This is a genomic window from Streptomyces sp. NPDC044719, assembly GCF_056433405.1.
On sequence record NZ_JBWKHE010000001.1, the window covers coordinates 1053050 to 1068841 of the forward strand.

A 15792-nucleotide genomic window follows, 5' to 3' on the forward strand; every position below is an offset into this window, starting at 1 on the left:
GACGGGGGCCGGCCCGCAGCGCGGACCGGCCCCCTTCAGCTCTGCGTAGGTGCCTACCCGACGCCCTTCTGGCGGCTGATCTCGTTCAACGCGTCGATCAGGAACTTCAGTTTCGGCGCGAAGTTGGTCTTGCAGCCCCACCTCAGCGGCTTGGGCTTCTGGCCAGTCTCCAGCTTCTCGTTGTACCTCTGGTTCGCGGCGTCCTGGTTGAAGATGCGCATCGCGTCCCTGGACTTGGCGATCAGGTCCTCACGGAGCCGGTCGTCGTCGATGAGCGTCTGGACGACCGCACGGATCTCGTCGTTGGTGGCCGGGCCCGCCTTGACGTCGATCGGGTAGCCCATGATGCCGCCCTTGACGTTGGTGGTCTGCAACCCGACCTCGCGGCCGTTCTTCAGGTTGACGTGCGCACCCCGCTTGGTGCACCAGTCCCCGTCGATCGGCGAGATGTGGTCGATCCCGCAGAACCGCTTCTTGCCCCCGGCCGCCTTGGCGGCTGCGAGACCCTTGGCCTTGGAGACCCCGGCCGCGCCGCTGAACAGGTCCGCGGCGTCCAGCACGCACTCGCCGAGCTGGCCCTTGCGGTACTTCTCGATGATGTCCTTCAGCCGGGCGAGGGTCTTCTTGCCCCACGCGGCTTTCTCGAAGAACTCGGAGATACCGCTGGCGACCCGGACTATCGCCTTGCCGACGGCGGGGAGTTTGCCCACGACCAGCGCGAGGGACGCCACGTCGACGAAGGACCACAGGCAGCTTTCGATGTCGTCCTCACCGAAGCAGCGCTTGACGTTGTTGACGCCCAGCACCTCCAGCAGGATCTCGCCGCCGTTGGCCTTCACCCAGTCGATCACGCTCAATGAGACGGCCGCCTGAGCGGCGCGGAAGTCGTCGACGCACTGCTGGCCGCACTGGGCCCGCAGGATGGCCTCGTCGTCGGCGCTCAGGGCCGGTCCCGGATTCCCTCCGGACACACCGGTGTCGCCCGTCTCCATGGCTTCACGGCGCTGCTGTTCGAGCCGCTTGCGCTCCTCCTGTTCCGCGCGATCGGCAGCCTGGTCGGCTTCCTTCGCGGCACCGTCGGCGTTCTTGGCCGCCGTCTCGGCCGCCGTGGCGTCCTGCTCCGCCTTGGTGGCGGTGCCGCGGGCACTCGCAGCGTCCTTCTCCGCCGCGGTGGCGGCAGAGCGGGCACTGCTTGCGTCCTTCTCCGCCTCGTCGGCCTCACGGTCCGCTGCGGCGGCTTCGGACTCCGCCTCGTTCGCGGCCATCCCGGCATAGACGGCGTCCGTACCGGCCTGCTGGTCGTACTTCTGGGCGTTGGCGTCGGCCTTCTTCGCCGCTTCCGCGGCGGTGGCGGCCTCGGCCGCGGAGGCGCGCGCGGCGGCCACCGAGGCCGCGGCCTGTGCCGCGTCGTCGGCTGCCGCGGCGGCGGCCTGGGCGGCCAGCTTGGCGTCGCCCTTCGCCTTCTCCGCCAGGGCCTTGGCCTCCTTGGCCGCCCTGGCGGCCTCATCGGCCTTGGCCTTGGCGGCGGCGGCCTGGCGTTCCGCGATCGGCTTGGACGTCTGTCCCACGAGGACCGCGAACGCGGCCGAGACGTCGGTCTCCTTGTAGGGGGTGCCCGTGGCGATGGCCTGGTTGGCAGGCTTGATCACCTCGGCGGCCGAGTCGCGGGCGGCGGTGGCCGCCTCACCCGCCGCGAAGGCGTGACCGGCCGTGGTGGCGGCCCAGGTGGCCGTCTTGGCGGCCTCGGCCTTCGCGGCCGTGGCCTCCTGGCGTGCCGTGACTGCCGCGGCGGCGGCCTTCTTGCCCTCGGCCTCGGCGTCGTCGGCGTTCTTCTTGGCCGCGGCTGCGGCGTCGATCGCCTCGGCCGCGGCGGCGTGTGCCGTGGCGGCCGCGGCGCGCGTGGTCTCGTACGCGGACCACGCGTTGTCAGCAGCGGCGCGGGAACGGGACGCGGCGGCGTCGGCGCGCGTCGCGGCTGCCCGAGCCTTCACGGCGGCCTCGCTCGCATCGTCGGCAGCGGCCCGGGCGTCGCGCGCCTCGTCGGTCGCCTCGGTGGCGGCGGAGCGGGCTTCTGTCGCGGCCTCACGGGCCTCACCCGCGGCCGCCGAACCCTTGGCAGCTTCGGCGGCGGCCTCCAGGGCGGCCGCCCTGGACTTGGCGGAGTCACGCTTGCGTTCGGCCGAGACGGCCAGATCGCGGGCCAAGTACGCCTGCGCTTCGGCCTCCTCGGCCTCCTGACGCTTGGCGGCGGCGGTGCCGCCCGCCGTTTCCGCGGCGCCGCGTGCCCGGCCGGCGGCATCTCGATCCGCCTGCGCTCGCTGCTCGGCATCCTTCGCCTTGGCCCGTTCGGCCGCCGCGTTGGCCCGCTCTCGCTTGGCGGTGTCGCGTTCCTTCTCGGCCTTGGCACGTTCGGCCGCCGCCGTCGCGGCGCCCGCCTTCGCCGTCTTCTCGGCCGCCTCCGCCGTCGCCTGGGCGTTCTTCGCCTTCGTGGCGTTGGCGGCGGCCTCCTTGGCCAGCGCGTCCGCGGACACCCGGGCCGCCTTCGCCTGGGCGGCGGCCTCCTGCGCGGCGATGCGCCGGAACTCGGTGTTGATGGCGTGCGCCTGGGTCTGGGAGAGGGCGAACAGCGCCTTGCTGTCGGCCACCGTCGCCTTGGCGGCGTTCACCGCGGTCTGGGTGGCCTTCGCCGCCGCCTGGGCCGCTGCGTACGAGGCCTTGGCGACCTGTACCGACTGCTGGGTGTACAGCAGCCCCCGGCCGCGCGGCGTCTTGGCCGCGTCAGCGATGGCGTACGCGTCGTTCTGCGCTGTGGTGGCCTGTCCGGAGGCCGTCTTGGCGGAGGCCACCGCCTTGTTGGCCAGCGTCAGCTGCTCCGCGGCCCGCTTCTGGGCGTTGGCCATGTCCGTCTTGGCCTGGGTGAACACCGCTGCCTTGGGCCGGTGGATGTTGTCCTTGGGCTGGCCCGCCCAGTACTTCTGCCAGAGCAGGATCTGCTCGGCCAGCCAGGCCTGTCCGATGGACTCGATCATCGCCTCGGTGGCCTTGCGGGCCTCGGCCGACGCGGTCGCCTCGGCGGCCATGACCGTGGCGCGGGGCTTGGCCTGCGCGGCGTACTCCTGCTCCCACTCCTGATGTGCCGTCAGGACCGCGGGGGTGAGGATCCGCCGGGCGTCGACGGGGTTGGCGCTGTCACAGCCGCCCCAGGCGACCTTGAGGGCCTCGACCTCCATGCGGTACTCGGCGGAGCCCTCCTCCAGCGGCTTGGTGACGAAGCCGCCGTGGCGCAGGAAGGACGCCACGTCACTGGCGGTGGTCCAGTTGTAGGGGCCGCGGACGTCGGTGTCCCGGAACATCGAGTCGGCCGCGAAGTCGTTCCAGTCGTCCTGGCCCTTGATGTCGGCGGCGATCTTCTTCGCCTGGTCGACCGACGCCTTGGTGGGCACGCTGCGGCCGTCCTGCCCGAGCCGGCCGTACAGGTCCCGCTGCGGACCGAGGGTGAAGGCGACGACGTCCGCGTCGAACTCGGGAGCGTGGTACTCGGTGCCCGAGGTCCAGCCCGTCTGCGCGTAGATCTTGTTGGCCGTCTCCCAGCGCGTCTTGCGCTTGCGGGACTGGTCCAGGTAGTCGATGACGCCGTCGTTGTCCTTGGTGCGGGCGTCACCGAGGGTGCCGAGGCCCACCTGGTGCCCTTCCAGGGCCCCGGTGAGCTCGGCGTCGGTGCCGCTCAGGGCCTTGGCGGCCGCGGCCTTGAGCGAGGGGCCGCCGATGTGCAGCGCCGTACCGGCCACGCACCGGTTCGTCCGGGCGTCCGCACCGAGACTGATCCGGAACTGGCCGGCGTCCGGGTCCTCGGCCGGCGGATCGTCCGCCCGGGCCGGTGCCGCGTACACCAGTCCCGTCAGTACGGCCGATGCCGCCACCAGGGCGGTACCGGCTAACCCCCGTGAGCGCAGGGCTTTTCGCATGTCGTCGCCTGTCTGCTGGATGAATGGTCGACCCAGGAGGAGGGCAGGCGGACATGGCTGCGCGGCAGTCGTGGTCGGACTGCCGGCAGGTCACTTCGTCAGGAGTTGTCCAAGCTGGACAGATGCACTCGCGCGCTGGTCAGGCACGCTTCCCCCGCACCCTCTCCCCAAGGGCTTCACAAGAGTTACACAGGAAGCGAAAGAGCGGTAGAGGGATTCTCAGTGGCAAAGGCCACGTAAGAGACGAGGGCGCCCCCTGGGATCCAGGGGGCGCCCTCGGTGCCGTTCAGGGGCCTTCACGGCCCGTTCCGGGTCAGGACTTGGCTTCGCCCAGGTGGTGGACGCGGACCATGTTGGTGGTACCGGGGACGCCGGGGGGCGAACCGGCGGTGATGACCACGATGTCGCCGTCGTTGAAGCGGTTCAGCTTGACCAGTTCCTGCTCCACCAGGTCGACCATCTCGTCGGTGCTGTTCACGAACGGCACCACGTACGGCTCCACGCCCCAGCTGAGCGCCATCTGGTTGCGGGTGCCCTCGTCGGTGGTGAAGGCGATGATCGGCTGCTGGGCGCGGTAGCGGGAGAGCCGGCGGGCGGTGTCGCCGGACTGGGTGAAGGCCACCAGGCCCCGGCCGCCCAGGAAGTCGGCGATCTCGCACGCCGCACGGGCCACCGAACCGCCCTGCGTGCGCGGCTTCTTGCCCGGGACGAGCGGCTGGAGCCCCTTGGACATCAGCTCCTGCTCGGCCGCGGTGACGATCTTCGACATCGTCTTGACCGTCTCGATCGGGTACGCGCCGACCGAAGACTCCGCCGACAGCATGACGGCATCCGCACCGTCCAGGATCGCGTTGGCCACGTCGGAGGCCTCGGCGCGGGTCGGACGGGAGTTGGTGATCATCGACTCCATCATCTGGGTCGCCACGATCACCGGCTTGGCGTTGCGCCGGCACAGCTCGATCAGGCGCTTCTGCACCATGGGGACCTTCTCGAGCGGGTACTCGACGGCGAGGTCACCACGGGCGACCATCACGCCGTCGAACGCCATCACGACGTCCTCCATGTTCTGCACCGCCTGCGGCTTCTCCACCTTGGCGACGACCGGGACGCGGCGCCCCTCCTCGTCCATGATCCGGTGCACGTCCTGGACGTCCTTGGCGTCGCGGACGAAGGACAGCGCGACCAGGTCGCAGCCCATGCGCAGCGCGAAGCGGAGGTCCTCGATGTCCTTCTCGCTCAGCGCGGGCACGTTGACGGCCGCGCCGGGGAGGTTGATGCCCTTGTGGTCGGAGATGACGCCGCCCTCGATGACGATCGTCTTCACCTTGGGGCCTTCGACCTCGGTGACCTTCAGCTCGACGTTGCCGTCGTTGATCAGGACCTGGTCGCCCTTGGTCACGTCACCCGGCAGGCCCTTGTAGGTCGTCCCGCAGATCGTCTTGTCGCCCGGGACGTCCTCGGTGGTGATGGTGAACTCGTCACCGCGCACCAGCTCCACGGGACCCTCGGCGAAGGTCTCCAGACGGATCTTCGGGCCCTGGAGGTCGGCGAGGACACCGATGGCCCGGCCGGTCTCCTTGGCGGCGGCACGGACCCGGTCGTACCGGCCCTGGTGCTCGGCGTGCGAGCCGTGGCTGAAGTTGAAGCGGGCCACGTTCATGCCGGCTTCGATCAACGCGACAAGCTGCTCGTGGGAGTCGACCGCGGGGCCGAGAGTACAGACGATTTTCGAACGGCGCATGGGGGCGATCCTATCGGTTTGTTTCGCAACGGAATATTCCGTCTGGCGGAAAATACAAAAGGGCGGGATGCCGCTCAGGTGTGATTCCCCGAACCAATTACCAGCGCGTAGGTCTGTGTCGCGATCTCCAATTCCTCGTCAGTGGGTACGACCGCCACCGCCACCCGGGCGCCGTCGGGCGAGACCAGCCGCGCCTCGTCGCCGCGTACGGCGTTGCGCTCGCCGTCCACCACCAGGCCCAGCTCCTCCAGGCCCGCCAGGGCGGCCTCCCGCACGGGCGCCGCGTTCTCGCCGACACCGGCGGTGAACGCGACCGCGTCCACCCGTCCGAGCACGGCGTAATAGGCACCGATGTACTTCTTCAGGCGGTGAATGTAGATGTCGAACGCCAGCTCCGCCTGCTCGTCGCCCTCGTCGACGCGACGGCGGATCTCCCGCATGTCGTTGTCGCCGCACAGACCGATCAGACCGCTCTTCTTGTTGAGAAGAGTGTCGATCTCGTCGGCGGACATTCCACCAACACGCATCAAATGGAAGATGACGGCCGGGTCCATGTCTCCGGAGCGCGTACCCATCACGAGCCCCTCCAAAGGCGTAAGACCCATGGAGGTGTCCACGCAACGACCGCCCCGCACGGCCGAGGCGGACGCCCCGTTGCCCAGGTGCAGCACGATCACGTTCGTCTCGGCGGGGTCCTTGCCCAGCAGCTCGGCGGTGGCCCTGGAGACGTAGGCGTGCGAGGTGCCGTGGAAGCCGTAGCGCCGCACGCGGTGCTCGTCGGCCGTCTTCACGTCGATCGCGTAGCGGGCGGCCGACTCCGGCATCGTCGTGTGGAACGCGGTGTCGAACACGGCGACCTGCGGCAGGTCGGGCCGCAGCGCCTGGGCCGTGCGGATCCCGGTGAGGTTGGCCGGGTTGTGCAGCGGGGCCACCGGGATGAGCCGCTCGATCTCGGCGAGCACGGCGTCGTCGATGACGGTCGGCTCGGTGAAGTGCTTCCCGCCGTGCACCACCCGGTGCCCGATCGCGGCCAGTTCGGGCGAGTCCAGACCGAGGCCGTCCTTGGCGAGCTCCTCGGCCACGGCCTTCAGCGCCGCGTCGTGGTCGGCGATCGCCCCGCCGCGCTCCCGGCTCTCGCCGCCGGCCGGCGTGTGCTTGAGCCGGGAGGTCTGCTCGCCGATGCGTTCGACAAGACCCACCGCCAGCCGGCTGCTGTCGCCCATGTCGAGCAACTGGTACTTCAGTGACGACGAGCCGGAGTTGAGGACGAGGACACGGGAGGCGCTCACTGGGCGGTTGCCTTCTCACTCGGGGCCGGGGCCGGGGACTGGGCCTGGATCGCCGTGATGGCGACGGTGTTGACGATGTCCTGGACGAGAGCGCCCCGGGACAGGTCGTTGACCGGCTTGCGCAGACCCTGGAGCACCGGGCCGACGGCGATCGCGCCGGCCGAGCGCTGCACGGCCTTGTAGGTGTTGTTGCCGGTGTTCAGGTCGGGGAAGATCAGCACACTGGCCTGCCCGGCGACCTCGGAGCCGGGCAGCTTGGTCGCCGCGACCGACGGCTCCACGGCGGCGTCGTACTGGATCGGGCCCTCGATCTTCAGGTCGGGCCTGCGGGTGCGCACGATCTCGGTCGCCTCGCGCACCTTGTCGACGTCGGCGCCGGAGCCGGACGTGCCGGTGGAGTACGACAGCATCGCGATGCGCGGCTCCACGCCGAACCGCTCCGCCGTCGTCGCCGACTGCATGGCGATGTCCGCGAGCTGCTCGGCGTTCGGGTCGGGGTTGACCGCGCAGTCGCCGTAGACGAGGACCTTGTCGGCCAGGCACATGAAGAACACCGACGAGACGATGTCGGCGTCCGGGTTCGTCTTGATGATCTCGAAGGCCGGGCGGATGGTCGCGGCCGTGGAGTGCACCGAGCCCGAGACCATGCCGTCGGCGAGGCCCTCCTGGACCATCAGCGTGCCGAAGTAGTTCACATCGGAGACCACGTCGTACGCCAGCTCCACGGTGACGCCCCGGTGGGCGCGCAGGGCCGCGTACTTCTCGGCGAAGGCGTCGCGCAGGTCGGATTCGGCCGGGTCGATCAGCTGGGACTCGCCGAGGTCGATGCCCAGGTCGGCGGCCTTCTTGCGGATCCGGTCGACGGGGCCGAGCAGGGTCAGCTCGCACACGCCGCGGCGCAGCAGCACCTCGGCGGCGTGCAGCACACGCTCCTCGGTGCCCTCGGGCAGCACCACGCGGCGCAGGTCGGAACGGGCCTGCTCCAGCAGCTTGTGCTCGAACATCATCGGTGTGACGCGGTCGCTGCTGGGCGCGGAAACCCGGCGCGTGAGCTCGCCGGTGTCGGTGAACCGCTCGAACAAGCCCAGTGCCCGCTCCGCCTTGCGCGGGGTGGCCGCGTTCAGCTTCCCCTCCAGGGAGAAGAGCTGCTCGGCGGTGGGGAAGCTGGTGCCGGCCACCGACAGCACCGGGGTGCCCGGCGCGAGGCGGTCGGCGAGGGTGAGGATGTCCGCGCCGGGCACCTCGTCCAGGGTGAGCAGCACACCGGCTATCGGCGGGGTGCCGGCGCTGTGCGCGGCGAGGGAGCCGACGACCAGGTCGGCCCGGTCGCCCGGGGTGACGACGAGGCAGCCCGGGGTCAGGGCGCCCAGGAAGTTCGGCAGCATCGCACCGCCGAAGACGAAACCGAGCACGTCCCGGGCGAGCCCCGAGTCGTCTCCGAGCACCACTCTGCCGCCGAGCGCGTGGCTGATCTGCGAGACCGTCGGGGCGGACAGCGCGGGCTCGTCGGGCAGGACGTAACAGGGCGCGGGGAGCCGGGAATCGAGCCGGCGGGCGATCTCGTCGCGGTCCTCGCGGGCGACACGGTTGGTGACCATGGCCAGGACGTCGCAGCCCAGCGTGTCGTAGGCCCGGTAGGCGTTGCGCGTCTCGGCGAGAACCGACTCGACGGTCTGCTTGCGGCCGCCCACGACCGGGATCACGGACGCGCCGAACTCGTTCGCGAGCCGGGCGTTGAGCGACAGCTCGTCCGGGAGCTGGGTGTCGGCGAAGTCGGTGCCGAGGACCAGGACCACGTCGTACTCGCGCGCCACCAGGTGGAAGCGTTCGACGAGCGTGGACACCAGCTCGTCCGTGCCGGCCTCGGCCTGGAGGGCGGACGCCTCGTGGTAGTCCATGCCGTAGACGGTCACCGCGTCCTGGGCGAGCCGGTAGCGGGCGCGCAGCAGCTCGAAGAGGCGGTCGGGTCCGTCATGGACGAGGGGGCGGAAGACGCCGACCCGGTCGACCTGCCGGGTGAGGAGCTCCATGACCCCCAGTTCGACGACCTGGCGTCCGTCGCCGCGGTCGATGCCGGTCACGTACACGCTGCGGGTCACGCGCGCTCTCCGTTTCGTCTCAGTGGGATGTCCGGTATGTCTCTGTGGGGGGTCGAAAAATCGCCCACCGAGGTGAGCAGAACCGTCTTGACAGTACCTCCGCCGATGGATAAGGCGCCCGTCAGAGTCGGGTACCCCGCCGGGCTGGGGAGCGTGAAACAATCGGCAGAGGCTCACCGGTGTCAACAGCGAGCAGGAGACACAGCACGATGCGTATCGGAGTTCTCACCGCAGGCGGCGACTGCCCCGGCCTGAACGCCGTGATCCGGTCGGTCGTGCACCGGGCGGTCGACAACTACGGCGACGAGGTCATCGGCTTCGAGGACGGCTACTCCGGCCTGCTGGACGGCCGCTATCGCGCCCTCGACCTGAACGCGGTCAGCGGCATCCTGGCCCGCGGCGGCACGATCCTGGGATCGTCCAGGCTGGAGCGCGACCGGCTCCGCGAGGCCTGTGAGAACGCCTCCGACATGATCCACGAGTTCGGCATCGACGCGCTGATCCCGATCGGCGGCGAGGGCACGCTGACGGCCGCCCGCATGCTGAGCGACGCGGGCCTGCCCGTCGTGGGCGTCCCGAAGACGATCGACAACGACATCTCCTCCACGGACCGCACCTTCGGCTTCGACACGGCGGTGGGAGTCGCCACCGAGGCGATGGACCGTCTGAAGACCACCGCCGAGTCCCACCAGCGGGTGATGGTGGTCGAGGTCATGGGCCGGCACGCCGGGTGGATCGCGCTGGAGTCCGGCATGGCGGCGGGCGCGCACGGCATCTGCCTGCCGGAACGCCCCTTCGACCCCGCTGATCTCGTCAAGATGGTCGAGGAGCGCTTCGCCCGCGGCAAGAAGTTCGCGGTCGTCTGCGTCGCCGAGGGCGCCCACCCCGCCGACGGCACCATGGACTACGGCAAGGGCGCGATCGACAAGTTCGGTCACGAGCGCTTCCAGGGCATCGGCGCGGCCCTCGCCCACGAGCTGGAACGGCGGCTCGGCAAGGAGGCCAAGCCGGTCATTCTCGGCCACGTCCAGCGCGGCGGCTCACCGACCGCCTACGACCGGGTGCTCGCCACACGGTTCGGCTGGCACGCGGTGGAGGCGGCGCACCAGGGACAGTTCGGCCGGATGACCGCGCTGCGCGGGACGGACATCGTGATGGTGCCGCTGGCGGAGGCCGTGACCGAGCTGAAGACGGTACCGAAGGACCGGATGGACGAGGCCGAGTCAGTGTTCTAGGTCTGGTGTTCCAGGTCTGGTGTTCCGGGCCTGGTGTTCCGGTCCTCGCGTTCTAGGCGCCGGTGTTCCCGGCCGGGCTTTCCTGGATTCTCGTCCAGAAGTGCTCGACGATCCGGTCGAGGAAGTCGCGGGCGGTGCCGCCCGCGTCGCCGCTGCCGCCGCCCCAGCTCAGGGTGGCGGCCATGTGGCCCTGGTAGTCCTCGTGCAGTGCCCGCAGGGCCCCCTCCAGGAACGGCCGGTCGAGCGGTACGAGTTTGCCCACCGGACGCACATAGGCCTGCCAGCGGGTGCTGACCGCGCTGCGCAACAGGTCGCCGAGCTTGGCGTTCCGGCCCGTGACGGTGACGAAGTCGCGCAGGCACAGGCCGAGTATGTCGGCGAGGGCGCCGGACTGGCGCTCCGTGCCGCGCCAGGTGTCGGTCTCCTCCATGCGCAGATACGCGTGGACGTCGTGCCCCACGGCCCGGGCCACGTCCTCCGGGGCGAGGCAGCGGGCGATGCGGTGCTCGCGCAGGGTGCGGGGTCTGCCGATGAGCTCGCCGGGTGAGCACCACAGCACGCCTGCGAGGGCGGTGAGTTCGGAGTTGGACGGGGCCGAGGCCCCGCGCTCCCAGTCGATGACGTGGTCCGGGGTGACGCGGGGGTGTCCGTACGAGACGCGCATGCCGTGGGCGACGTGCTCGGGCGTCATGCCGAGGGCCGCGCGCAGGCGGCGGGCGGCCGGGGCGTTGAAGGGCGGGGCCGTCGGGGCGGACTGAGGGGGAGTGGGGGTGGTCTGGCTCGGGCGGGCTGAAGGTCGGCGCACGCGCCACAAGCTAGGGGGACGGTGGTGCGATGACTACGGTCTGTTCGGCCAGGATCACGGATTGTAGGAAACTACGGCTACCGGCGGGTTCGGCCGGGGCTGAAGATCGGCTTGTAGGTCGGGGCGGGTTGGGGGTAGGGATGACCCCGGGCCCGATGATCATGGGTCCGGAAAGGCAGTGAATGACGTGAACGGCAAGCTCAACGGGCATATTCGCGAGCGACTCCTCGCGCCGAACTTCTGGCATCTCGCGACGGTCGGGGCCGACGGGGCGCCTCAGGTGTCGCCCATGTGGGCGGACATCGAAGACGAGTACGTCATGGTCAACACCTCGATCGGGCGGGTGAAGGAGGAGAATCTGCGGCGCAATCCGTACGTTTCGCTGTCCCATCACGACCCGGAGAACCCGTACGACCGGGCCGAGATCCGGGGGAAGGTCGTCCGCTTCGTGGAGGGCGAGGAGGCGGAGCGGGGCATGGACCGGCTGACGCGCAAGTACCTCGGGCAGGACCGGTATCCGTGGATGCTGCCCGGTGAGCGCCGGGTGATGCTCCTGATCGAGCCGACTCGGGTGCGGACGCTCGAGGGTGTGGAGCCGTTTCGGCCGGGGGTACTGCCGGACGGGGCGACCGGCTGAGGGGTCCTTCGCGAATCCCCTGAAGCGTCGTGCGCGAGGCCGTGGTCGGGCAGTCCCGACCACGGCCTTCCGCGTTTCAGCGCCAGTCCGGTACGCCCGACACCGGGGGCAGCCGGGACTCGATCCTCGCTCGGACGTCGTTCATCACGGAGACGATGCGGGCCTCGTGCTCCGGGGTCAGCCGGGCCACCGGGACCGAGCAGCTGATCGCGTCGACCGCCGGTGTCCCGTAGCGCAGGGCGAAGCCGAAGCCGGCGATGCCCGGAACCGTCTCCTCGCGGTCGATGGAGTAGCCGCGCTCGCGCACCCGGGCCAGGTCGGCGAGCAGGGTGGCGCGGTCGGTGTGCGTGTTGTCCGTGAGGCCGGTCAACGGCCCGTCTCCGAGGGGTAGTTCGTCGTCGGCGCGCTCGGCCAGCAGCGCCTTGCCCAGCGCGCCGGCGTGGGCGGGGACACGGCGGCCGACCCGGCTGATGGTGCGCAGATACTCGTGGGACTCGCGGGTGGCGAGGTAGACGACGTCCCGGCCGTCGAGCCGTGCCATGTGGATCGTCTCGCCGAGTGCGTCCGACGCCTCGTCCAGGTACGGCCGGACCACCCGGATGCTGCGGTCCCCGTCGAGATAGCCGGTGCCGGTGAGCAGCGCGCGGATCCCGATGCCGTAGAGGGAGCCGGTGGCGTCGGTGCGGACCCAGCCGGAGTCGACGAGCGTCTGCAGCAGCTGGTACATGCTGCTGCGCGGCACGTCCAGGTCCTCCGCGAGCTGGTCGAGGCGTGAGGGCTGCTCGCCCCGCTCGGCGAGCAGTTCCAGCAGTGCGACGGTCCGGGTCGCCGACTTCACCCCGCGGACGCCTCTCCTCTCCTGCATGGGCTCATCGTAGGTCCACATCAATCTGTGATCGCCCGGGGCATTGACCCCTCCCGTTCACGCACTTAGCCTCCATCTGCATACGTGGACGCCATCTGCATATAGGGATGAGAGCTTCTCACCAGTTCAAAGGGGAACTGCCTTGCCTCTGCTCGTAGTCGGGATCAGCGTTCTGATCCTGCTCCTGCTCATGACCCGGCTGAGAATGAACGGCTTCGCGGCCCTGCTGCTGGTCGCGGTGGGTGTCGCGCTGGTCCGTGGCATTCCGGTGGCGACGATCCCCGACGTCCTCTCCGAGGGCATCGGGGACCAGATCGGCGACACCATGCTGACTATCGGACTCGGCGCCATGGTCGGCCGGGTGATGGGGGACTCGGGCGCCGCACAGCGCATAGCCGGCAAGCTCCTCGACGCCTTCGGCCCGCGGTGGGTCCAAGTGGCCATGGTGGTCACGTCCATGCTCATCGGCGTGACCATGTTCTACGAGGTCGCCTTCGTCATCATCGTGCCCATCGCGTTCACGCTGGTCAGGGTCACCGGAGCGAAGCTGCTGTGGGTCGGGCTGCCGATGTCCATCGCCCTGTCCACCATGCACAGCTTCCTGCCGCCGCACCCCGGCCCCACCGCCGTCGCCGCGACCTTCCACGCCTCCGTCGGACTGACGCTGTTCTACGGCCTGTTCATCGCCGTACCCGCCGGGGCGCTCATCGCCCTGACCTGGCCGCGTCTTCCGTTCGTCGCCCGGATGACGCCCACGATCCCCAAGGGTCTGGTCAGCGAGCGCGAGTTCAGCGAGGAGGAGATGCCCGGGCTCGGGTGGTCGCTGTTCGTGGCGCTGTTCCCCGTGGTGCTGATCGTGGCCGCGGCCGTGACCGACATGGCGGCTTCGGGAGACAGCCCGTTCCTGCACGTCGTGGCCTTCATCGGCTCGGCACCGATCGCCCTGCTGCTGACCCTGTGCCTGGCGATCTGGGTGTTCGGGCCGCGGATCGGGCGGAGCCTGAGCGAGGTCGGCGCCTCCTGCGCTTCGGCGGCCCAGGCGATGGCGATGATCCTGCTGGTGATCGGTGCGGGCGGGGCGTTCAAGAACGTCCTGGTGGAAGGTGGTATCTCCGACTACATCAAGGACGTCACCGACGGCTGGTCCGTCTCGCCGATCGTCCTCGCCTGGCTCGTCGCCGTCATCCTCCGTATCGCGCTCGGCTCGGCCACGGTCGCCGTCGTCACGGCCTCCGGTGTCGCGCTGCCGCTGCTGGCGGGCGGTGGGGTGCACCCGGAGGTGATGGTGCTCGCCGTGGCGTGTGGATCCATCGCGTTCTCCCACGTGAACGACCCCGGGTTCTGGCTGTTCAAGGAGTACTTCAACCTGTCCGTCGTCGAGGCGATCAAGGTGCGTACGTCCTATACGACGGTGCTCGCGGTGCTCGGGCTCGGGGGCGTGCTGGCGGTCGAGTGGGCGCTTGACGTTTTCGGGTTGTAGGCCGGTTCATCTATGACACAAGGGATTTGGATCAACATGAGTAGCCGTCAGCCGACCGTCGTCGAGTTCGCCGTCTACCCCGTCGCGGGCCGGGACAGTATGGAGCTGAACCTCTCCGGTGCGCACGGGCCGTACTTCACCCGCAACATCGTCGTTCTCACCGATTCCGAGGGGCGCACGGGGCTGGGCGAGGTGCCCGGCGGGGAGAAGATCACGCGGACGCTGCGGGACGCCGAGTCGCTCGTCGTCGGGGCCAGGGTGGGGGACTACCAGCGGGTGCTGCGGGAGATCGGGGAACGGTTCGCCGACCGTGACGCCGGTGGGCGGGGTGCGCAGACGTTCGATCTGCGGACCACGGTTCATGCGGTGACCGCGGTGGAGTCGGCGCTGCTCGATCTGCTCGGGCAGCATCTCGACGTGCCCGTCGCGGCGTTGCTGGGGGATGGGCAGCAGCGGACCTCGGTGCGGGTGCTGGGTTATCTCTTCTACGTGGGTGATCCGGACCGGACCGATCTGGAGTATGTCCGGGAGCCGGACTCGGATGTGGAGTGGTACCGGGTGCGGCACGAGGAGGCGCTGTCGCCGGAGGCGATCGTGCGGCAGGCGGAGGCGGCGTACGGCCTGTACGGGTTCCGGGACTTCAAGCTCAAGGGGGGTGTGCTGGAGGGGGCGGAGGAGGTCGCGGCGGTGCGGGCGCTGAAGGAGCGGTTTCCCGAGGCGCGGGTCACGCTCGATCCGAACGGGGCGTGGTCGTTGCGTGAGGCGGTAGAGCTGTGCCGGCCGTTGGTGGGGACGCTGGCGTACGCCGAGGATCCGTGTGGGGCGGAGGGTGGGTACTCCGGGCGGGAGGTGCTGGCGGAGTTCCGGCGGGCCACGGGATTGCCCACGGCGACGAACATGATCGCTACTGACTGGCGTCAGCTGGCGCATGCGCTGGCTCTGCAGTCGGTGTCCATTCCGCTGGCCGATCCGCACTTCTGGACGATGCGGGGGTCGGTGCGGGTGGCGCAGTTGTGCAACGCGATGGGGTTGACGTGGGGGTGTCACTCGAACAACCACTTCGACATCTCGCTGGCGATGGTGACGCACTGCGGGGCCGCGGCTCCGGGGGAGTACAACGCGCTCGACACACACTGGATCTGGCAGGAGGGGTTGGAGCGGCTCACCGTTTCGCCGCCGCGCATCGTGGACGGGGAGGTCGCGGTTCCGGACGCTCCGGGGCTGGGGGTGCGGCTCGACATGGACCGGCTCCTCGCGGCGCACGAGCTGTACCGGGAGAAGGGGGTGGGGGCGCGGGACGATGCGGTGGGGATGCGGTACCTGGTCCCGGGGTGGGAGTTCGACGGGAAGCGGCCGTGTCTGGTGCGGTAGTCGCCTGCGCGGTGGTGGTGGGTCGGGGCCGCGCCGGGGGTGTCCGTCCTCGGAACGTCGCGATGGGGTTGCGAACCGACTGACTGTTCGTTGACGCGACAACCGCTGCGGGCGGACACCCCCCGACACATCCCCTTCCGTGAGCCGGCGGCTGCGGGCGCGTCTCGGCTCGCGCCACCAGCCCCAGCTGCCGCAGTCGCCGCGCTGCGGGCCCGCCGTAGCGGCTTAGCTGCGGGCATGCGTGCCGCTAGGGGCGGCACGGGTGGGCGCAGCGGTGCCTCGTCGCGCCGAGCTGCGCACCCACT

Annotated in this window: 10 protein-coding genes; 4 read left to right on the forward strand and 6 right to left on the reverse strand. The window is 70.2% G+C overall.

Annotated features, from left to right (window positions below; translation table 11 throughout):
- Nucleotides 1-53: 53 nt before the first annotated feature.
- From AC07DF_RS05000 to pta, 4 genes are all read right to left on the reverse strand, one after another.
- Nucleotides 54-3965, reverse strand: a complete 3912-nt coding sequence (locus AC07DF_RS05000; protein WP_478966959.1) for a hypothetical protein — start codon at nt 3963-3965, stop codon at nt 54-56.
- 313 nt (nt 3966-4278) lie between these two features.
- Nucleotides 4279-5706, reverse strand: a complete 1428-nt coding sequence (gene pyk / locus AC07DF_RS05005; protein WP_399024116.1) for a pyruvate kinase — start codon at nt 5704-5706, stop codon at nt 4279-4281.
- Nucleotides 5707-5780: 74 nt separating this feature from the next.
- Nucleotides 5781-6995 (reverse strand): acetate kinase, encoded by a 1215-nt coding sequence (locus tag AC07DF_RS05010; protein WP_478966961.1) that lies wholly within the window; start codon nt 6993-6995, stop codon nt 5781-5783.
- The gene (gene pta, locus AC07DF_RS05015; protein WP_478966963.1) at nt 6992-9094 is read right to left on the reverse strand and encodes a phosphate acetyltransferase; all 2103 of its coding nucleotides are present in this window, start codon (nt 9092-9094) and stop codon (nt 6992-6994) included. Before pta ends, AC07DF_RS05010 begins: the two co-directional genes overlap by 4 nt.
- A 209-nt stretch (nt 9095-9303) precedes the next feature.
- On the opposite strand from pta, the gene AC07DF_RS05020 reads away from it, so the two are divergent.
- Nucleotides 9304-10329 (forward strand): ATP-dependent 6-phosphofructokinase, encoded by a 1026-nt coding sequence (locus tag AC07DF_RS05020; protein ID WP_478966965.1) that lies wholly within the window; start codon nt 9304-9306, stop codon nt 10327-10329.
- Between the two features lie 52 nt (nt 10330-10381).
- Here AC07DF_RS05020 and AC07DF_RS05025 read toward each other — a convergent pair whose 3' ends face one another.
- Nucleotides 10382-11143, reverse strand: coding sequence for a helix-turn-helix domain-containing protein (locus tag AC07DF_RS05025; protein ID WP_478966967.1), 762 nt, complete (start codon nt 11141-11143; stop codon nt 10382-10384).
- Nucleotides 11144-11312: 169 nt separating this feature from the next.
- Between AC07DF_RS05025 and AC07DF_RS05030 the strand changes: the two genes are divergently transcribed.
- A complete protein-coding gene (locus AC07DF_RS05030; protein WP_478966969.1) occupies nt 11313-11771 on the forward strand; it encodes a PPOX class F420-dependent oxidoreductase in 459 nt (152 codons plus the stop codon).
- 76 nt (nt 11772-11847) lie between these two features.
- Here AC07DF_RS05030 and AC07DF_RS05035 read toward each other — a convergent pair whose 3' ends face one another.
- A complete protein-coding gene (locus tag AC07DF_RS05035) occupies nt 11848-12636 on the reverse strand; it encodes an IclR family transcriptional regulator (protein WP_478966971.1) in 789 nt (262 codons plus the stop codon).
- Between the two features lie 142 nt (nt 12637-12778).
- On the opposite strand from AC07DF_RS05035, the gene AC07DF_RS05040 reads away from it, so the two are divergent.
- Together AC07DF_RS05040 and AC07DF_RS05045 are read left to right on the forward strand one after the other, a co-directional pair.
- Complete coding sequence (locus AC07DF_RS05040; RefSeq protein ID WP_478966973.1) at nt 12779-14116, forward strand: gluconate:H+ symporter; 1338 nt, start codon at nt 12779-12781, stop codon at nt 14114-14116.
- Nucleotides 14117-14152: 36 nt separating this feature from the next.
- Complete coding sequence (locus AC07DF_RS05045; protein WP_478966975.1) at nt 14153-15487, forward strand: enolase C-terminal domain-like protein; 1335 nt, start codon at nt 14153-14155, stop codon at nt 15485-15487.
- Nucleotides 15488-15792: the final 305 nt, after the last annotated feature.

What these genes read in the sequence shown, in the direction of transcription:
- AC07DF_RS05045 (WP_478966975.1), top strand. Translation starts at nt 14,153, where the DNA reads ATGAGTAGCCGTCAGCCGACCGTCGTCGAGTTCGCCGTCTACCCCGTC.
- AC07DF_RS05000 (WP_478966959.1), bottom strand. Translation starts at nt 3,965, where the DNA reads ATGCGAAAAGCCCTGCGCTCACGGGGGTTAGCCGGTACCGCCCTGGTG.
- AC07DF_RS05020 (WP_478966965.1), top strand. Translation starts at nt 9,304, where the DNA reads ATGCGTATCGGAGTTCTCACCGCAGGCGGCGACTGCCCCGGCCTGAAC.
- pyk (WP_399024116.1), bottom strand. Translation starts at nt 5,706, where the DNA reads ATGCGCCGTTCGAAAATCGTCTGTACTCTCGGCCCCGCGGTCGACTCC.
- AC07DF_RS05035 (WP_478966971.1), bottom strand. Translation starts at nt 12,636, where the DNA reads ATGCAGGAGAGGAGAGGCGTCCGCGGGGTGAAGTCGGCGACCCGGACC.